This is a genomic window from Reyranella sp., from assembly GCF_965228225.1.
In the GTDB taxonomy this organism is placed as follows: domain Bacteria; phylum Pseudomonadota; class Alphaproteobacteria; order Reyranellales; family Reyranellaceae; genus Reyranella.
In genome coordinates, this window is the sequence record NZ_OZ245801.1 from 5,850,954 (window position 1) to 5,869,924 (window position 18,971).

An 18,971-nucleotide genomic window follows, 5' to 3' on the forward strand; every position below is an offset into this window, starting at 1 on the left:
CCTTTTTTGACTGGGCGCTCATCATGACCAACCACTTCGATCTCACGGGCAAGGTTGCCCTCGTCACCGGCGGCAGCCGCGGGCTGGGTTACCAGATGGTGAAGGCCTTCGCCGAGCACGGTGCCGACGTCTTCATCACCAGCCGCAAGCTGGAGACCTGCGACAAGGTCGCGGCCGAGGTGCGGGCGATGGGCCGCAAGGCGGCAACCTATGCCTGCAACGTCGCCAACTGGCAGGAACTCGACGGCATGATCGAGGCTGCCTACGCGGCCTTCGGCAAGGTCGACATCCTGGTGAACAATGCCGGCTCCTCGCCGCTCGCCCCCTCGTCGCTGGAGACCTCGGAGCAGCTCTTCGACCGTATCGTGTCGCTGAACTTCAAGGCACCGTTCCGCCTGATGTCGCTGGTCGGCAGCCGCATGGCGGCGGGCGAGGGCGGTTCGATCATCAACGTTTCGAGCGCCGGGGCGCTGCGTCCGCGGCCGCAGATCGCGCCTTACGCCGGCGCCAAGGCCGCGCTCAACGCGCTCACCGAGGCCTTCGCCTTCGAATATGGGCCGAAGGTGAGGGTGAACACCATCTCGCCGGGCCGTTTCCTGACCGACGTGTCCAAGGCCTGGCCGGAGGAGCACAAGGCCAACCCGACGGCGGCGCTGAAGCGCAGCGGCCAGCCGGAGGAAATCGTGACGGCCGCGCTCTATCTCGCGTCGAGCAAGTCGAGTTTCACCACCGGATCGCTGGTCCGGGTCGATGGAGGAATCGCATGAAGATGAAAGCCGGCGTTCTCACGGTCTGCGGCGCGCCCCGCCCCTTCGCCAGGTCCAAGCCCATCCAGGTCGTCGAAGTCGATCTCGACCCGCCGGGTGAAGGAGAAGTGCTGGTCAAGGTGGGCGGCGGCGGCCTCTGCCATTCCGACCTGTCGCTGATCAACGGCGACAGGCCGCGCCCCGTGCCGATCGTGCTGGGTCATGAAGGCTCGGGCGAGATCGTCGAGGTCGGCGCCGGCGTGCACGACGTGAAGGCGGGCGACCATGTGTGCTTCACCTTCAACGTGAGCTGCGGCCGCTGCCGGCGCTGCCTCGAAGGCCGACCCTATATCTGCGAGCGCTCGATCAGTCCGCGCGCCGCGGGCCAGCTGCTCTCGGGCCATCATCGCCTGCACATGGACGGCAAGCCGGTGAACCATCACTCGGGCGTCTCCTGCTACGCCGAATATGCCGTGGTCGATCGCGGCTCGATCGTGGTCATCGACCGCAGCCTGCCGCTCGACGTGGCCGCCTTGTTCGGGTGCGCCGTCGTCACGGGCGTGGGCGCGGTCGTGAACACCGGCAAGATCGAGCCCGGCAGCTCGGTGGCCATCGTCGGCCTCGGCGGCGTGGGCTTGAGCGGCCTGATGGGCGCGGTGCTCGCGGGCGCGGGCCGCATCGTGGCCATCGACCTCTCCGACGAGAAGCTCGGTCTCGCCCGGCAGCTCGGCGCGACGGACACCGTCAATGCCAAGGATGTCGACCATGTCACGCAGGTGCGCGATCTGACTAACGGCGGTGTCGATTACGCCTTCGATCTCGCCGGCACCATCAAGGCGATGGAGACGGCCTATCTCGTCACGCGCTGGGGCGGCACGACGGTGACCGCCGGCCTCTCGCCGATCGCCGCCGACTTCTCCTTCAGGCAGAGCGGCCTCGTCAGCGAGGAGAAGACCATCAAGGGCTCGTACATGGGAAGCTGCGTGCCGGTGCGCGACATTCCGCGCTTCATCGCGCTCTACCAGCAGGGCAAGCTGCCGGTCGACCGCATGGTCAGCCAGCGCATCGGCTTCGACCAGCTCAACGAAGGCTTCGACCGCCTGCAGGATGTCGCCACGGTCCGGCAGGTGCTGATGCCGAACGGCTGACTGTCTTTCGTGGTGATGGAGCCGATCTTCGATGTCCCTCACGATCGCCGTCGAGACGCCGCTACAGGACGAAGTCCGAACGCTCGTTGCCGAGCTGAACGCCGTCCTGCTGGAGCTGACGCCACCCGAGCACTGCCATCATTTGACCGTCGAGCAGATGGCCGATGAAGACACCACTGTCTTCATTGCACGAGAGGGCGGCGTGGCGGTGGCCTGCGGGGCGCTGAAGCGCCACGGCGACGGCATCGGCGAGGTGAAGCGCATGTACACGCGCCCGAGCCATCGTGGCCGCCGGATCGGCGAGCAGATCGTGGCCCGCATCGAGGCGATGGCGCGCGCCGAGGGGCTGAAGCGTCTCGTGCTGGAGACCGGCGACCGTCATTACGCGGCCTGGAAAGTTTATGAACGCTGCGGCTTTACGCGCTGCGGTCCGGTTCTCGATTACGCCGACGTGAAGTGGTCGGTGTTCTACGACAAGCCGCTCCTCGACGGATCGGCTTCCTCGGGGGCTGGCGCATAGACGCGGTCGAGGTCGCTGTCGTCGTAGGTGTATTCGGTCGAGCAGAATTCGCACTTCACCGAGACGCGGCCGGTCGTGTCGCGCAGATCGCCGAGTTCTTCGCGCCGGATGGAGCGCAGGACGTTGTCGATGCGCTCGCGGCTGCAGCGGCAGCGGGCCGCGAAGGGGCGGCGCTCGAATACGCGGGGCTGTTCCTGATGGAACAGGCGGTGGAGCAGGGTGGTGCCGGGCAGCGCCGGATCGAGCATTTCCTTCTCGGTGGCCGAGGCCATCAGGATAACGGCCTTGCGCCAGTCGTCCTCGCGCTGCTCGGCATCGACGCCCATGCGGCCGGCGTCGAACTCGGGCATCTGCTGCACCATCAGCGAAGCGGCGTGCCAGTGATGTTGGCCGCCCGTCTCGCTGCGACGCGCCGTGATCTTGATACCGGTCGGCAGCTGCTCGGACTGGCGGAAGTAGGTATGGGCGCAGTCGGCCAGGGTTGCGCCCTCGAGGGGAACGACTCCCTGATAGCGCTCCGTATACTGGCCCTGGTCGACGGTGAAGGTGAGGCGACCCTGGCCGAACAGCTTCGGTATGTAGCCGGCCGGAACATCCTCGTTGCCGCTGCCCAGCGCAATGGCGAGCTTCCACGAATCGAACTGCGCGTAGCCGCGTAGCGCGCCGTCGCTGGTGAGGTCGGTGACGAGCAGGCGGATCGGCCCGTCGCCGCTGATCTGCAGGGTGAAGATGCCGTCGTATTTCAGCGAGGTCGCGAGCGTGGCGCACAGCACCATCGATTCGGCGAGCGGCCGCGCCACGGCGAGCGGATAGCCGTGACGCTCGATCACCTCGTCGAGGGCAGGGCCCAACCGGACCAGCCGGCCGCGCACACCGAGCGCGTCCAGCTGAAAAGGAAGGACGCGATCCCAGTCATCGGAAGGAAGTCCTCCCGATGGCGAACTCACGACAGGCACCAGGCCAGGATGCTCTTCTGGGCGTGCAGGCGGTTCTCGGCCTCGTCGAACACGACCGACTGCGGACCGTCGATCACTTCGGCGGTCACTTCCTCGCCGCGATGCGCCGGCAGGCAGTGCATGAAGATCGCGTCCTTCTTGGCCTGCTTCATCAGATGCTGGTCGACCTGGTAGGCCCGCAGCAGATTGTGCCGTCGCGCGGCGCTCGGGCTGTCGGGATCCTCGTCGCCCATCGACACCCAGGTGTCGGTGACGACGCAATCCGCGTCCTTCACCATCGACTCGGGATCGTGGCCGATCGAGATGCGGCCCTTGGACTTCTCGGCCCATTGCACCACGTCGGCCGGCGGCGTCAGCTCGGGCGGGCAGGCGATGCGCAGCTCGAAGTCGAACTGGACCGCGGCATGGATCCACGACGTCGCCATGTTGTTGCCGTCGCCGGACCAGACCACCGACTTGCCCTCGATGGAGCCGCGATGCTCCTCGTAGGTCATGACGTCGGCCATAAGCTGGCACGGATGGGTCTTGTCGGTCAGCCCGTTGATCACCGGCACGGTCGCATATTTCGCCATCTCGAGGAGCTTCTCCTCGACGGTGGTGCGCATCATGATGATGTCGACGTAGCGGCTGAGCACGCGTGCCGTGTCGGCGATGGTCTCGCCGCGGCCAAGCTGCGTGTCGGTGCGGCCCAGCATGATCGTCTGGCCGCCAAGCTCGCGCATGCCGACCTCGAACGACACGCGGGTACGTGTCGAGGGCTTCTCGAAGATCATGGCGAGCGTCTTGCCGGCCAGCGGCTGGTCGTGCCCGCCGTTGGCCCGCGCCTTCTTCATCGCCTTGCCGCGATCCAGGATCTGGCGAAGCGTCTTGGGATCGACCTGATCCAGGTCGAGGAAATGTCTGGGAGTCGACATGGCTATTCGGCGGCCTTCGCCGCTGCCTCGAACGACTCCGCCGCCTGGCCGAGAATGGCGATCCCCTCGTCGAGCGCGGCCTTGTCGGCGATCAGGGCCGGGAAGATACGAATCACGTTCTCGCCGGCCGGCGGGACCAGGAGTCCCAGCGACTGCAGCTTGTTGACCATGTCGCCGACCGGCACCGACGGGGCGCACTGAATGCCCTGCAGGAAGCCCATGCCGCGCTGTTCGACGAACACCGAGGGATGCTTCTTGCAGAGTTCCTCGAGCTTGCCCTTCAGGTACTCGCCCTTTTCGCGCACGTCCTCGATGAAGCCGGGCGCCAGCAGGACGTCGAGCACCGCATTGGCGACGCCGGTGGCCAGGGGGTTGCCGCCATAGGTCGAGCCGTGCGTGCCGGGGACCATGCCGACCGCCGCCTTCTCGGTCGCCATGAAGGCGCCGATCGGGAAGCCACCGCCCATGCCCTTGGCGATCGCGGCAACATCGGGCTTCACGCCCGACCAGTCGTAGCCCCACAGCTTGCCGGTCCGGCCGAAACCCGTGTGGATCTCGTCGTAGAACAGCAGCAGGCCGAATTCGTCGCAGATGGCGCGCAGGTCCTTCAGGAACTGCGGGGTGGTGGCGCGGATGCCGCCCTCGCCCTGGATCGGCTCGACCAGGATGCCGGCGGTCTCGTCGTCGATCATGTCGCGGACGACGTTGGTGTTGTTCAGCGGCGCGTGGCGATAGCCGGGGGCCGGCGGGCCGAAGCCTTCGAGATACTTCTCGTTGCCGGTAGCGGCGAGCGCGTTGAGCAGGCGGCCGTGGAACGCCGCCTGGAAGCAGACGATCTTGTACCGCTGCGGTTGGCCGTTCATGTACTGATACTTGCGGATCAGCTTGATGCCACCCTCGATGGCTTCCGCACCCGAGTTGCAGAAGAACATCGTGTCGGCGAACGAGTTCTCGACCAGCCGCTTGGCCAGCTTCTCGCCGTTGCCGACCCGGAACAGGTTCGACGTGTGCCAGAGCTTGGAGCCCTGCTCGGTCAGCGCCTTCACCAGATGGGGATGGCAGTGGCCCAGCGCGTTCACGGCAATGCCGGACGTGAAGTCCAGGTAACGTCGGCCGTCCACCGCGTAGAGATAGTTACCCTCTCCGCGTTCGAACACGACGTCCTTGCGACCGTACGTCGGCATCACAGCCGTAATCACAGCGAGCCTCCCTCAAAAATCAAAAACCCCCGCCGATCCGACGATTCCGGGCTGGAAACTCCGGGTTTTGGCGAGGGGCGGGCACTATCTTACCGGGGTCCGGGTGTGTCAACTTGTGGCCTCCGGCGGCGGCGGCCGTCTTGAGGGGCCTCGACCCCTCTGCTAGGAGACCCGCCTTCCGATGAAACTGCTGCCCACTCGCAATTCCACGCTGCCCCTTCATCGCGCCGGCTTCGCCTCGGTGCCGGCGATGCTCGACTATGCGGCGAAGGGCGAGACCGGGGTGACCTTTTATAATGCCAAGGGCGAGCAGCTCTCGGCCTTGCCGTGGCGCGACATCCGCGACCGGGCACAGGTCGTCGCCCGCAAGCTGATCGGCGCCGGTTTTGCGCGCGGCGAACGCATTCTGATCACGGCCGACACGTGGCCGGGCTTCTTCGACGCCTTCTTCGGCGCCCAGTATGCCGGCTTGCTACCGGTTCCGGTTTCCATTCCCGTCGGGATCGGCGGCAAGGAGGCCTATCTCGATCAGTTGCGCCGCCAGTTCGCGGCATCGGGTGCCGTGGCCGCGGTGGGGCTCGACGATCTTGCGGGCTATCTGGCCGATGCGGCGCGGGAATTTCCCGCCGTCCGTCTCCACGGCGGCATGGATGTGCTCCATTCGCTCCCCGAGAAGCCGGTCGACCTGCGGCCGCTCGACGCCGGCGAGCTCTGCTACATCCAGTTTTCGTCGGGCAGCACGCGCCATCCGCACGGCGTGCAGATCACCCAGCGCGCCCTGATGGCCAATCTCGCCGGCATGGTGGGCCCGGCCGGGCTCGACGTCGTGGAAGGCGATCGCGCCATAAGCTGGCTGCCGCTGTATCACGACATGGGGCTGATCGGGTTCCTGATGGGGCCTCTGGCCAGCCAGCTCTCGATCGACTACCTGACGCCACGCGATTTCGCCCGCCGGCCGATGCAGTGGCTGAACCTGATCTCGCGCAACCGGAACACCATCTCCTACAGTCCCAGCTTCGGCTACGACCTCGCCGTGCGGCGCGGGGCGGCGCAGGTGCCGCCCGATCTCGACCTGCGCTGCTGGCGTCATGCCGGCATCGGTGGCGACATGGTGCGGGCGGACGTGCTGGAGCGCTTCGCGGCGACCTTCCAGCCGTTCGGCTTCGACGCGACCGCCTTCATTCCGAGCTACGGCATGGCCGAGGTCTGCCTCGCCATCACCTTCTGTCCGCACGACACGGGCGTGCGGACCGATGCGGTCGACCGCACGGCGCTGGCCGAAATCCAGCGCGCCGTGCCGGCGGCGGACCCGAACGACCATGGCCGCGCTCGTCGCTTCGTGATCTGCGGCCGTGTCCTGCCGGGCCATCGCCTCGAGGTGCGCGGTCCCGACGGCGCCCTGCTGGCCGATCGCGAAGTAGGCCGCATCTTCGTGTCCGGCCCCTCGATCATGCCGGGCTATTTCGGCGAGCCGGAGGCCAGCCGCGAGGTCCTGGTGGATGGCTGGCTCGACACCGGCGATCTCGGGTACCTGCTCGACGGCGAGATCGTCGTCACCGGCCGCGCCAAGGACCTGATCATCGTCAACGGCCGCAATGTCTGGCCGCAGGACATCGAGTGGGCGATCGAAGCCAAGCGCGTCGTCAAGAACGGCGACGCGGCGGCCTTTTCGATCGATACCGGCGAGGGCGAGCGGGTGGTCGTGGCCGTGCTGGCGCGGGTCTCGGGCGAGCAGGGCCGGAGCGATCTCGCCCGCGACGTCGCCGGCGCCGTGCGCGAGGCGATCGCCGTCGATTGCGACGTGGCGCTGGTTCCGCCGACCATGGGCCTGCCGACCACCTCGTCCGGCAAGCTGTCGCGCGCCCGGACCAAGGCCAACTACCTCGCCGGCCTCTACGCGCCCAAACCCGAGGCGGCCTGACCGCTCGCCATGGGCAGGCTGGTCGCCGTCACCGGAGCCACCGGCTTTGTCGGCCCCCATCTCGTGGCCGCCCTCGCGCGGCGCGGCTGGCGATTGCGCCTGCTGGTTCGACGCTGGTCGCCCCTGCCGTCGCTGGCCGGCGTCGATGCCGATCTCGTGCTGGGCGAGGTCTCCTCCGAACAGGCCCTGCGGCAGCTGGCCGACGGGGCGGATGCTGTCGTCCACGCGGCCGGCCTGATCAAGGCGAAGGCGGATCGGGACTTCCTGCCGGTCAACCGGGACAGCGCGGCTCTCCTGTCCGCTCTGGCGCCCGACGCCCACATGGTCCTGTTGTCCTCGCTCGCCGCCCGCGAGCCGCAGCTTTCTGCCTACGGCGCAAGCAAGCGCGCGGGAGAGGCCGTGGTGGCGACCCACAGCGGGCCGTGGACGATCGTGCGGGCTCCGGCGGTCTATGGACCCGGTGACCGGGAGACCCTGGCCTATTTCCGAGCGGTGAACTCTGGCATTGCGCCGCAGCCTCGGATGCCGGACGCGCGCCTGTCGCTGATCCACGTCGCAGACCTGGCCGAGGCACTGGCGCTGACCTTGGAGCGACCTCCGGCGAATTCGACCTATGAGATCGACGACGGTCGGACCCATACCTATGCCGACATGGCCTCGGCGGCAGGCGAGGCGCTGGGGCGACGCCCGTTTCACCTCTCCGTGCCCCGGAGCGTCATCGCCGGTATCGCTTGCTGGAACGAGCTGCGGCAGGCGCTGGGCTCGGGGGCCCAGATCCTTACCCGCGGGAAGGTCAACGAGATCTTCCACCCGGACTGGTCGGCCGCCGACCGGCGGCTGGCCGCAGCGATCGGCTTCCAGCCCCGTTATGACCTCACGTCCGGCTTCCGGGACACGATCTTGTGGTATCGCGCGAAGCACTGGCTATAGGACGTGTGAAACACGGCGTAACAATTTGTCATTTCACTCGGAATCGCTGTTTCTGGCACAAGGTGACCGCCCACCCCCGGGCGCTGGAGAGCGTTTTGCGCACTGCCCATCAAATGATCGTCGAAACCGACGGCATGACCGACACCCTCGAACGCGCCCGCGTCAGCGGCCAGTCGCGCGGGGAGGTCATTCGCGAAATCTGTCGTCACCTGACGCCCTTCCAGACCGGCGAGCGGCCGATCACGGGCGACACCGTGATCGCAAAGGATCTGACCATCGATTCGCTCGCCATCATGGACATGGTGATGGAGCTCGAGGATCATTTCGACATCTCGATCCCCATGAACGTGGTGGCCGAGATTCACACCGTCGACCAGCTCGCGGACACCATCCAGAAGCTCTGCGCCCGGCGTTAGCCATGGGCCTGTTCGATCGGCATGCGGGCCTGCTCGAGGCCTATCGGGACGTTCGGACCACCGGTTACGACCCGTTCCAGATCCGGATGGAGCGGGTGTTGTCGCCGACCGAGGCGATCATCAACGGTCGCAAGATGCTGCTGGTCGGCACCAACAACTATTTCGGCCTGACCTTCGACCCGAGCTGCATGGAAGCCGCCATCGAGGCGATCCGTGCCGAGGGCACCGGTACGACCGGTTCGCGCATCGCCAACGGCAGCTACACCGAGCATGTGGCGCTTGAGCAGGAAATTGCCGAGTTCTACGGCAAGAAGCACTGCATGGTCTTCACGACCGGCTACCAGGCCAATCTCGGCCTGATCTCGACCCTCGCCGGCGAGGGCGACCAGCTCCTGATCGACGCCGACAGCCATGCCTCGATCTACGACGCCTGCAAGATGACGCAGGCCGAGGTCGTGCGCTTCAAGCACAATGACCCGTCCAGCCTCGAGGCGCGGCTGCGCCGCCTGGGCGACCGGCCAGGCAACCGCGTGGTCGTGCTGGAAGGCATCTATTCGATGCTGGGCGATAGCGCGCCGCTGCGCGAGTTCATCGACGTCTGCAAGAAGTACGGCGCCTACGTGATCGTCGACGAGGCCCATTCGCTGGGCGCGCTGGGCGACAACGGCCGCGGCCTCTGCGAATCGACCGGCGTGATCGACGACTGCCACTTCATCGTCGGCACCTTCTCCAAGACCCTGGGCGCCATCGGCGGCTACTGCGTCTCGGACGAGCCGGACTTCGACATCCTGCGCGTCACGGTGCGCTCCTACATGTTCACGGCGTCGCTGCCGCCGTCGATCGTGGCCTCGGTGCGCCAGGCGCTGAAGGTGGTGAAGGCCAAACCCGAGCTGCGCACGCAGCTCTGGTCCAACGTTGCGACATTGTACGAAGGCCTGGCCGCCAAGGGCTTCAAGCTCGGCCCCGAGCACGGGCCGGTGGTCGGTGTGCACCTGCCCGACCGCATGACCGCCATCGGCTTCTGGCGGGCGATGCTCGATGCCGGCATCTACGTGAACGTGGCCGTGCCGCCGGCGACGCCCAACGGCGTGTCGCTGCTGCGCTGTTCCGTCTGCGCGGTGCACACGAAGGAACAGCTGGAGCACATGATCGAGGTCATGACCGGCATCGGCCGCCAGCTCGGCGTCCTCGACGACCGCACGCTCCGCGTGGTGGGCGGCGCCCGCTAGGGGCGCATCCGCCATGTTCACCCTCGCGCATCTGTCCGATCCGCATCTGCCGATGCCGCAGGCGCGCGTCGTCGATCTCCTGGGCAAGCGCGCCACCGGCTACTTCAACTGGTGGCGCAATCGCGTGCAGCTCCATCGCCCCGAGGCGCTGGCCGGCATCGTGGCCGACATCGCGGCGCAGAAGCCCGACCACATCGCGCTGACCGGCGATCTCGTGAACATCTCGCTGCCCGACGAATTCGCCCGCGCCTCGACGTGGCTCGCCACGCTCGGCGGGCCGGACCAGGTCACGATCGTTCCCGGCAACCATGACGTCTATGTCGCCACGCTGTGGCGCGAGGGGCTCGGGCGCTGGGGCGCCTACATGGCGGGCGATGGGCAGCCGCTGGCCACCGACTTCACGGTGTTTCCCACCGTGCGCCGGCGCGGGTCGGTGGTCCTGGTCGGGCTCAACAGCGGCGCGCCGAAGCCGCCGTTCTTCGCGACCGGAACCCTGGGCGAAGCGCAGATCGCCGCCGCCGGGAAGCTGCTCGAGGAACTCGGCCGCGAAGGGCTCTGCCGCGTGGTGATGATCCATCATCCGCCGCTCACCACAGAATCGCGCTTCAAGCGGCTGACCGACGCCGCCGCCTTCCAGGCGATGATCCGTAGGGTCGGCTGTGAGATCGTGCTGCACGGCCACAACCATCGCAGCGAAGTCGCGCGCATCGCGGGTCCGCAGGGCGCCATCCCGGTGGTCGGCGTCACCTCGGCGTCGGCGGCGCCGGAAAGCAAGTACGGCCGCGCGCGCTATCACCTGATCGGGATCGCGCGCGAGACCGCGGGCTGGCGGATCACCCTCGACATCCGCGCGCTCAAAGCCGACGGCACGGGCTGCGAACCCGACGGCCGCATCGTGTTCAACGGCGGCGCGCCGTCCGCACTGGCAGCCTGAGGCGTCAATGGCTTCGTTCGACATCACGGTCACCCCGGTCGAGTCCAAGGCCGACCTCAACGCCTTCATCGCGCTCCCCAAGCGGCTCTATGCCGGCCACAAGGGCTACGTCGCGCCGCTCGACATCGAGCGGCGCGAAGCCTTCACGCCGGGCAAGAACCCGCTGTTCGAGCATGTCGAGGTGCGTTTCTTCCTGGCGCGGCGGGCCGGCACGGTGGTCGGCCGGATCTCCGCCCAGATCGATCGCGCCCATCTCGAGCGATACAACGACAGCACCGGCCATTTCGGCTGCCTGGCGGCCGAGGACGATCCGGCGATCTTCGCTGGCCTGTTCGCGGCCGCCGAGGGCTGGCTGCGGGCCAAGGGCATGCAGCACGTGACCGGCCCGTTCAGCCTCTCGGTGAACGAGGAGGTGGGGCTGCTGATCCACGGCTTCGACAGCCGGCCCGTCCTGCTGGTGCCCTACGATCCGCCCTATGCCGGGCCCCGGGTCGAAGCCTGCGGTTATGGGAAGGCCAAGGACGTCTTCTCCTACGACTACGACGTCCAGAACGCGCCGGAGACGATCGGCGCCAAGCTGCTGAAGCGTGGCGGGCTGGAAGGCCGGGTCAAGGTGCGCACGGCCAACATGAAGATGTTCGACGCCGAGGTGCGCACGCTCGTTTCCATCTTCAACGACGCCTGGAGCGACAACTGGGGCTTCGTGCCCTTCACCCAGGCCGAAATCGACCATGCCTCCAAGGCTTTCGGGCCGGTGATCGTGCCCGAGCTCGCGGTGTTCGTGGATGTCGACGACGAGAGCGTGGCCTTCATCGTGGCGCTCACCAACGTCTACGAGGCGGTCGCGGAATTCGACGGCACGCTGGGGCCCATCAATCTCGCCAAGCTGCTGTGGCGCCTCAAGATCGCCGGTGTCGGCAGCACGCGGGTGCCGCTGATGGGCGTTAAGAAGAAGTTCCGCAACCATCCGCTGCTGGGCGCCGGCCTCGCCATGATCGCCATCGATGCCCTGCGGGCCAACGGCAAGCGGCTGGGCAAGACCTCGGCGGAACTGGGCTGGATCCTCGAGGACAACAAGGCGACCAACAACATCATCCGCTCGGTCGGCGGGGTGCACTACAAGACCCACCGCATCTACGAGAAGGCGCTGCACGGGTGACGCCGACGTCGCCTGGGCCTGCGCCCGCGCGGCCACCGAAGCCGCCCTCCGCCTTCGCACCTCTCGCCAACCGGTCGTTCCTGGCGATGTGGATCGCAAACCTAATGTCCAACGTCGGTGGCTGGATGCAGACCACGGGCGCGGCCTGGGAGATGACCAGCCTGACGCAGGAGCCGATCTTCGTGGCCCTGCTGGCCGCCGCCGGCACCCTGCCGATGTTCCTGTTCTGCTTCTTCGCCGGAATCCTGGCCGACCGCTTCGACCGCCGCCGCTATATCATGGGCTGCCAGGTCTGGATGATGGGCGTGGCCGCGACCCTGGCGGTGCTGGCCTTCCTCGGCCAGCTCAACCACTGGAACTTGCTGGCGCTGTCCTTCTGCATGGGGCTGGGCAACGCGATGAACGCGCCCGCCTGGCACGCCGTGGTGCCGGAGATCGTCAGCGGACCGCAGCTGCGCCCGGCCATCGCCCTGAACAGCGCCGGCTTCAATCTCGCCCGCACCATCGGCCCGGTCATCGGCCAGTTGCTGCTGGGCCTGGTCGGCGTCTTCCTGCTCTTCGCCATCAACGCCTTCACCTATGTCGGGGTGATCCTCGCCATGCGGGCCTGGAAGCGGCCGGCCGAGGCGCGCGCCGCCCAGCGCCGCGAGACCCTTGCCGAAGCGGCGCGCGCCGGCATCGCCTTCGTCCGCGGCTCGGCGGAGCTCCGGGCGATCTTCGCGCGGGGGCTCTGCTTTTTCGTGCCGGGTATCGCCATGGGCACCTTGCTGCCGGTGATCGGACGTTTCGAGCTGGGCCTCGACGAGTTCACGTTCGGGATCCTCTACGGCGTGTTCGGCACCGGTGCCGTCGTCGCGGCCTTCTCGCTGCCGACGGTGAACCGCCTGCTCGGTCCCGACCGGGCCAACATCTGGGCGATGGGCGTTTCGGCGGCCGCCACGCTGGTCGCGGCGCTCGCCATGACGCCGATCGTGGTCGGCGCCGTCGTTGCCATCAACGGCGCCTGCTGGATCACCGTCATCGCCAACAATGGCGCCTCGGTGCAGATGATCCTGCCGAACTACATGCGCGCGCGCGGCATGGCGGTTCATCAGATGGTGTTCTTCGGCGCCATGGTGCTGGGCGCGCTGCTGTGGGGCAAGATCGCCAACTTCTTCGACGTCCGCACCGCGCTCGTCTGCTCGTCGGTGATGCTGGTCCCGCTCACCGTGCTGGCCGCGTCGATCAAGCTCCCCGGCTCCTCGGTGCCACGCGTCTGACGCACACGCGTCTTGCCAGCGTCACGCGCGCATCGAAATTTCCGGGGCGGGGCAGATTCTGCTTGTAACCAGGTCGATTAGTTGTAGATAGCACCCATACAAGACGCCCAACGCACGTGCCGCTGGCCCTCTGTGGTTACGCAACGACGGAAAGTGTTCTTTTTGGCAGTGCCGGCCAATTTGCTTGAGAGCGAAGAGGGCCGGGTCCGGGAAGGAGCTTCTGAGATGGTTGCACACCGCGCGGGGCGCGTTCCCCGCTATTATGTCATTTGCCCGACCCTCGCTCGGGCCTCCTTCCTCGCTCAGCCGCATAAACGGATCTTAGCTCAGTCGAGTATCGGCTGACGTATCGCGCCACGCCTGGCGCCGTACGTCGTCGTTCGATCTCTTCCGACAAGCTGACTATCCAGACGGGGAACCCCCCAGCGATGACCGAGCGTATTTACCGTTATCTCCGCGAGCAGCAGCCCGAGACCCCCTGCCTCGTGATCGACCTCGACGTGGTCGAGAACAACTTCCGCCGCATGCGCGAGCTGCTGCCGACGGCGCACATTTTCTACGCCGTGAAAGCCAACCCGGCCGCACAGGTGCTGGCTCGTCTGGCCTCGGCGGGTTCCAAGTTCGACACGGCGAGCCGCGGCGAGATCGAGATGATCCAGGCGACCGGCGTCGCGATGGACCGCGTCTCCTTCGGCAACACGATCAAGAAGGAAAAGGACATCGCCTGGGCCTACCAGCAGGGCGTGCGCCTGTTCGCCTTCGACAGCGAGGCGGAGCTGCAGAAGCTCGCCCGCGTGGCGCCCGGCGCCCGCGTCTTCTGCCGCGTGCTGGTCGATTGCGGCGGCGCCGAATGGCCGCTCAGCAAGAAGTTCGGCTGCGCGCCGGAGATGGCGAAGGACCTGCTGCGCAAGGCCAAGGACTGGGGCCTCGACGCCTATGGCATCTCCTTCCATGTCGGCAGCCAGCAGACCGACCTCGATCAGTGGGACAAGGCGCTGGGCCAGGTTTCGCAGATGTTCTTCGCGCTGGCCGAAGCCGGGGTCGACCTGCGTATGGTCAATCTGGGCGGCGGCTTCCCGGCGCGCTATCGCTCCGAGGTGAGCGGCATCGAGGCTTATTGCGACGCCGTGACCCGCGCGCTGGTGCGCCACTTCGGCAACCGCATGCCCGAGGTCATCATCGAGCCGGGCCGTTCCATGGTGGGCGATGCCGGCGTGATCCAGAGCGAGGTCGTTCTGGTCTCGCGCAAGGCTGCCGGCGACCGCAAGCGCTGGGTCTATCTCGACATCGGCAAGTTCTCGGGCCTCGCCGAGACGATGGACGAGAGCATCAAGTACCGGCTGCGCACGCCCGGCGAGGGCACGCGCATGGGCCCGGTGGTGCTGGCCGGCCCGACCTGCGACTCCGCCGATATCCTCTATGAAAAGACGGAGTACAAAATGCCTCTGTCCCTGAAGCCGGGCGACAAGGTCGAGATTCTCTCGACCGGCGCCTATACGACGACCTACTCCTCGGTCGCGTTCAACGGCTTCGCGCCGCTCAAGGCGGTCTGCATCTGAACTGACACAATTCGGGCGTACGGAACGACGGGGCCTTGAGAAAGGCCCCGTTGCTGTTTTTACTGACTGCTCAACAAAGGAACGGGGACGCTGAAATGGCGAAGAAGACTGCGCGCAAGCCCTCGACGAAGAAGTACCTCGATTTCCATGGCCGCATGGTCATGGTGGGCTTCGGCTCGATCGGCCAGGGCGTGCTGCCGCTGATCCTTCGCCATATCGGCATCAAGCCCGAGCAGATCACCATCATCACCGACGACATGCGCGGCGGCGAGGACGAGGCCGAGCGCTTCGGTGTCGAATTCGTCGAGAAGCGCCTGACCGAGTCCAACGTCCGCTCGACGCTCGACAACCGGCTGGGCCAGGGCGATTTCCTGGTCAATCTCTCGGTCGAGGTCGCCTCGACGGCGCTGATCGAGCTCTGCCAGAAGAAAGGCGTGCTGTATCTCGACACCTGCATCGAGCCGTGGCCGGGCGGCTATTCCGATCCCAACCTCTCGGTCTCGCGCCGTTCGAACTATGCGCTGCGCGACACGATGATGAAGCTCAAGGCCCGTCACAAGGGCGGCTCGACGGCGGTGGTCGCCCATGGCGCCAATCCGGGCCTGGTCTCGCACTTTACCAAGCAGGCCCTGATGAACGTGGCCCGCGACACCGGCGTGAAGGCCGCGGTGCCGACCACGCGCGAGGGCTGGGGCAAGCTCGCCCAGCGCCTGGGCGTGAAGGTGATCCACATCGCCGAGCGCGACACGCAGGTCTCGCCCAAGCCGAAGGAAGTGGGCGAGTTCGTCAACACCTGGTCGATCGACGGCTTCGTCTCCGAGGGCGGCCAGCCCGCCGAGATGGGCTGGGGCACGCACGAGAAGACACTGCCGCCCGACGGCAAGCGCCACACCTTCGGCTGCGACGCCGCGATCTACCTGAACCGTCCGGGCCTGCTCACCCAGGTGCGCACCTGGACGCCGATCGAGGGGCCGTTCCACGGCTACATCATCACGCACAACGAATCGATTTCGATCGCCGACTACCTGACGGTGCATGACGGCAAGAAGGCCGTCTATCGCCCGACCGTGCACTACGCCTATCACCCATGCGACCAGGCGATCATGTCGATGCACGAACTGGCAGGCAAGAACCTGAAGCAGCAGAAGCGCCAGCGCCTGATCGTCGACGAGGTCACGTCGGGACGCGACGAACTCGGCGTGCTGCTGATGGGCCACAAGAAGGGCGCCTACTGGTACGGCTCGCAGATCGACATCAACGAGGCGCGCAAGCTCGCGCCCTACAACAACGCGACCTCGATCCAGGTCGTGGCGCCGGTGCTCTCGGGCATCATCTGGGCGCTCGAGAACCCGAACGAGGGCATCGTCGAGGCCGACGAGATGGACTTCCAGCGCAACCTCGAGATCTGCATGCCCTATCTCGGCCCGGTCGTCGGCAAGTACAGCGACTGGACCCCGCTGCAGGGCCGCGGCGACCTCTTCCCCGAGGATCTCGACAAGTCCGATCCCTGGCAGTTCAAGAACTTCCGGGTGGTGTGACCGAGCGTTTCATCGGCGCTCGACTCTGGGTGACGAGGCGGCTCGCCAACTCGCCTGCCAGGATGAACTTTCAGGTCGTGTCGATACGTAGGGCACATATCTTGCTCGATGTATCCGACAGGGCCTGCGGACTGAGATGCGAGGGCGGGAGACAATGAGCGACGCGCAAAAAGTCGACTACGAATTTCTGCTGCGTTCCAATCTTGAGCGCGTTTTCAGCGAGCGTGACGCTTCGAAGCGCGCGGCTGCCGTCGCCGAGCTCTTCGTCGCGGAGCCGGTGATGTACGAACCCGATAACGTCGTCACGGGGCGCGCGGCGATCTCCGACGTTGCGGGCAAGCTGTTGGAGCAATTCGGGCCCACGTTCAGCTTCGCGGCTTCTGCGCCGGCCGTTGGACATCACGGAATGGGAAGCCTGCGCTGGCAAGCCGGGCCCAAGGATGGTCCTGTTACTGTGACAGGAACGGACGTTGCAGAAGTCGAGAATGGCAAGATCTCTCGACTTTGGGTCTTGCTTGATCCGCCAACGACATGACTGCCCCATCTCATCCCTGAGCCCGAGGCCCACAGGCTCGCGCCTTGCAACGACGAGGCCTCGATCCAGGTCGTGGCGCCGGTGCTCTCGGGCATCATCTGGGCGCTGGAGAATCCCAACGAGGGAATCGTCGAGGCCGGCGGGAGGCGCTTTCAGCGCAACCTCGAGATCTGCATGCCCTATCTCGGCCCGGTCGTCGGCAAGTAGAGCGACTGGACCCCACTGCGGGGCCGTGGCGACCTCTTCCCCGAGGACCTCGACAAGTCCGACCCCTGGCAGTTCAAGAACTTCCGGGTGGTGTGACCGGACTCCCGGGCCGACCAGCGATCAGGTGTATTTGCGAATAGTTCGCAATTGCGATACACCTGATCGCTGGTCGGGCCTTCGAGTGCGCTGGTGTCTTCTGAAACGACGGATCTCTACATCGAGCATCGCGGTGCGCTGATCGAGTATGCGGCGGCCATCGTCGGCTCCAAGGCGCTTGCCGAGGATGTCGTCCAGGAGGCATGGCTGCGTTTCAATGGCGCCTGGAGCGGGCGTTTTCTGCACGATCCGGTGAGCTATCTCTACCGGATCGTCCGCAACCTGGCGCTCGACGGAAGACGGAAGGCGGCCCGTGAGAGCCGTGTCTTCGCCCCACAGGCCGATCGGGCGACGATCGAGGAGCGTCCGTCGACCAGCCCGTCACCCGAGGCGCATTCCCTGCACCGCGAGCAACTCGCGATCCTCAATGAGGCGCTGGCGGAATTGCCGGAGCGCACGCGGATCGCGCTGCGGATGTACCGGCTCGAGGATGCGAGACTGAAGGACATTGCGGCCCATCTCGGCATCTCGATCGGTCTCGCCCACAAGCTGGTGGTGCAGGGCGTCCGACATTGTCAGAAGCGTCTCGACCGCAGAAATTGACGCTCCGAGTAATCCTTGAAAATTTCGAGTGCCGGGCGTTTAGAAGTACATGGCGGTGACATCCGAGGCTGATCGCGAACGTGCGTCCGACGAAGCGGCCGAGTGGCTGGTCCGTTTGCGCGAGTCGCCGGACGATCGGGACATCGAGGCTCGTTTTGCGGCCTGGCGGGCCGCGGCGCCGTCCCACGAAACCGCGTGGGCGGAGATCTCGCAGACCTTCGACCTGATCGGCGAACCGCTCGCGCGGCGCCCGCAGGTGGCCGCCGAGCCGGTCCTCCGGCTCCGGCGGAAACGCGTGGCCGGCCTGTTCGTCGCCGGTGCCGGGATCGCGCTGGCCGCCTTCGCTGCGGCGCTCTTCCTGCCGGGATGGATGCTCAGGCTGGAGGCGGACTTCGCGACCGCGGCCGGCGAGCGGCGCGAAGTGAAACTGGCGGACGGAAGCTCCGTCGAACTCGCGCCCCTGAGCGGTATCGACGTGTCGCTGAAGGAAGGACGGCGTGAGGTGCGCCTCCTGGCGGGGCAGGCGTTCTTTCGGGTGACTCCCGACCCCGAGCGTCCGTTCCAGGTGGAAGCCAAGGACGTGCGCGCTACCGTGCTCGGGACGGCGTTCGAGGTTCGGCTGGACGGGACGGAGACTGCCGTCGCGGTCGCGGAAGGCCGCGTTCGCGTCGATCATGGCGCTCTCTCACGCGTCCTGGTCGCCGGACGCTGGCTCCAGGTCGAGGCCACGGGCGGCCTGCGCGACGGCATTCGAGCCGAGAGCGAGATCGGCCTGTGGCGACACGGCGAGATCGTTGCCCACGATCAGCCCATTGCCAATGTGGTGAAGGAGCTTCGTCCCTACTTCAACGGCGTGATCGTCATCGCCAGTGACTCCGTCGCCCGGCGGCGCGTGACCGGCGTCTATCGGTTGCATGAACCCGTCGAGGCCCTGCGTGCCCTGGGCCGTGCTCACGGCGACATCGGCGTGACGCAGGTGTCGCCGTGGCTCGTCATCGTCTCGGCCAACTGAAGAAATTCGCCGACACTATTTTTCCCGTGAAAAGTCGAAGAGCGCCGACGTTCTCCTCGCACGGGATCGCGCTTCGCGGCGCAGGCACGC

The 18,971-nt window shown here is 66.7% G+C and carries 19 protein-coding genes; 16 read left to right on the top strand and 3 right to left on the bottom strand.

Translation table 11 applies throughout. The annotated features are described in order from the left end of the window. The first annotated feature begins 23 nt into the window (after positions 1-23). From ACO07K_RS28375 to ACO07K_RS28385, 3 genes are read left to right on the top strand one after another with little or no spacing between them, the layout of a single operon-like run. Positions 24-767 (top strand): SDR family NAD(P)-dependent oxidoreductase, encoded by a 744-nt coding sequence (locus ACO07K_RS28375; RefSeq protein WP_422033761.1) that lies wholly within the window; start codon positions 24-26, stop codon positions 765-767. Continuing rightward, entirely contained in the window at positions 764-1,894 is a 1,131-nt protein-coding gene (locus ACO07K_RS28380) for a zinc-binding dehydrogenase (RefSeq protein ID WP_422033762.1), read from the top strand. The genes ACO07K_RS28375 and ACO07K_RS28380 overlap by 4 nt, the downstream gene beginning before the upstream one ends. Before the next feature lie 31 nt (positions 1,895-1,925). Next, complete coding sequence (locus tag ACO07K_RS28385; RefSeq protein ID WP_422033763.1) at positions 1,926-2,414, top strand: GNAT family N-acetyltransferase; 489 nt, start codon at positions 1,926-1,928, stop codon at positions 2,412-2,414. Here the strand turns inward: ACO07K_RS28385 and ACO07K_RS28390 are convergent. The 3 genes from ACO07K_RS28390 to ACO07K_RS28400 are packed head-to-tail and all read right to left on the bottom strand — an operon-like array spanning position 2,363 to position 5,468. Beyond that, complete coding sequence (locus tag ACO07K_RS28390; RefSeq protein ID WP_422033764.1) at positions 2,363-3,370, bottom strand: Hsp33 family molecular chaperone HslO; 1,008 nt, start codon at positions 3,368-3,370, stop codon at positions 2,363-2,365. The two genes, ACO07K_RS28385 and ACO07K_RS28390, sit on opposite strands and share 52 nt — an antisense overlap. Further along, positions 3,358-4,284 carry an ornithine carbamoyltransferase gene (argF, locus tag ACO07K_RS28395; RefSeq protein WP_422033765.1) on the bottom strand — a complete coding sequence of 309 codons (927 nt, stop codon included), beginning with the start codon at positions 4,282-4,284 and terminating at the stop codon, positions 3,358-3,360. Before argF ends, ACO07K_RS28390 begins: the two co-directional genes overlap by 13 nt. A 2-nt stretch (positions 4,285-4,286) precedes the next feature. After that, complete coding sequence (locus ACO07K_RS28400; RefSeq protein ID WP_422033766.1) at positions 4,287-5,468, bottom strand: aspartate aminotransferase family protein; 1,182 nt, start codon at positions 5,466-5,468, stop codon at positions 4,287-4,289. 196 nt (positions 5,469-5,664) lie between these two features. Between ACO07K_RS28400 and ACO07K_RS28405 the strand changes: the two genes are divergently transcribed. The 13 genes from ACO07K_RS28405 to ACO07K_RS28465 all read left to right on the top strand — a co-directional run bounded on the left by ACO07K_RS28405 (position 5,665) and on the right by ACO07K_RS28465 (position 18,881). Then, positions 5,665-7,404 (top strand): fatty acyl-AMP ligase, encoded by a 1,740-nt coding sequence (locus ACO07K_RS28405; RefSeq protein WP_422033767.1) that lies wholly within the window; start codon positions 5,665-5,667, stop codon positions 7,402-7,404. Positions 7,405-7,413: 9 nt separating this feature from the next. Continuing rightward, positions 7,414-8,334, top strand: coding sequence for an NAD-dependent epimerase/dehydratase family protein (locus ACO07K_RS28410; protein ID WP_422033768.1), 921 nt, complete (start codon positions 7,414-7,416; stop codon positions 8,332-8,334). Positions 8,335-8,447: 113 nt separating this feature from the next. Next, on the top strand, positions 8,448-8,750 hold the full coding sequence (locus tag ACO07K_RS28415) for an acyl carrier protein (RefSeq protein WP_422033769.1): 303 nt from the start codon (positions 8,448-8,450) through the stop codon (positions 8,748-8,750). Between the two features lie 2 nt (positions 8,751-8,752). Continuing rightward, positions 8,753-9,979 (top strand): serine palmitoyltransferase, encoded by a 1,227-nt coding sequence (gene spt / locus ACO07K_RS28420; RefSeq protein ID WP_422033770.1) that lies wholly within the window; start codon positions 8,753-8,755, stop codon positions 9,977-9,979. Positions 9,980-9,992: 13 nt separating this feature from the next. Then, positions 9,993-10,913: a metallophosphoesterase family protein gene (locus ACO07K_RS28425; RefSeq protein WP_422033771.1), complete on the top strand. Its 921-nt coding sequence runs from the start codon at positions 9,993-9,995 to the stop codon at positions 10,911-10,913. 7 nt (positions 10,914-10,920) lie between these two features. Then, positions 10,921-12,072, top strand: coding sequence for a dATP pyrophosphohydrolase (locus tag ACO07K_RS28430; protein WP_422033772.1), 1,152 nt, complete (start codon positions 10,921-10,923; stop codon positions 12,070-12,072). Next, positions 12,069-13,331, top strand: coding sequence for an MFS transporter (locus ACO07K_RS28435; protein ID WP_422033773.1), 1,263 nt, complete (start codon positions 12,069-12,071; stop codon positions 13,329-13,331). Before ACO07K_RS28430 ends, ACO07K_RS28435 begins: the two co-directional genes overlap by 4 nt. A 428-nt stretch (positions 13,332-13,759) precedes the next feature. Next, complete coding sequence (locus ACO07K_RS28440; protein WP_422033774.1) at positions 13,760-14,890, top strand: type III PLP-dependent enzyme; 1,131 nt, start codon at positions 13,760-13,762, stop codon at positions 14,888-14,890. A 95-nt stretch (positions 14,891-14,985) separates the two neighbouring features. Next, positions 14,986-16,428, top strand: a complete 1,443-nt coding sequence (locus tag ACO07K_RS28445; RefSeq protein ID WP_422017831.1) for a homospermidine synthase — start codon at positions 14,986-14,988, stop codon at positions 16,426-16,428. Positions 16,429-16,582: 154 nt separating this feature from the next. Continuing rightward, on the top strand, positions 16,583-16,963 hold the full coding sequence (locus ACO07K_RS28450) for a nuclear transport factor 2 family protein (protein ID WP_422033775.1): 381 nt from the start codon (positions 16,583-16,585) through the stop codon (positions 16,961-16,963). A gap of 72 nt (positions 16,964-17,035) precedes the next feature. Next, a complete protein-coding gene (locus ACO07K_RS28455; RefSeq protein ID WP_422033776.1) occupies positions 17,036-17,170 on the top strand; it encodes a hypothetical protein in 135 nt (44 codons plus the stop codon). A gap of 189 nt (positions 17,171-17,359) precedes the next feature. After that, on the top strand, positions 17,360-17,869 hold the full coding sequence (locus ACO07K_RS28460) for a sigma-70 family RNA polymerase sigma factor (RefSeq protein ID WP_422033777.1): 510 nt from the start codon (positions 17,360-17,362) through the stop codon (positions 17,867-17,869). A gap of 49 nt (positions 17,870-17,918) precedes the next feature. Continuing rightward, positions 17,919-18,881, top strand: a complete 963-nt coding sequence (locus tag ACO07K_RS28465; RefSeq protein ID WP_422033778.1) for a FecR family protein — start codon at positions 17,919-17,921, stop codon at positions 18,879-18,881. The last annotated feature ends 90 nt before the right edge of the window (positions 18,882-18,971 follow it).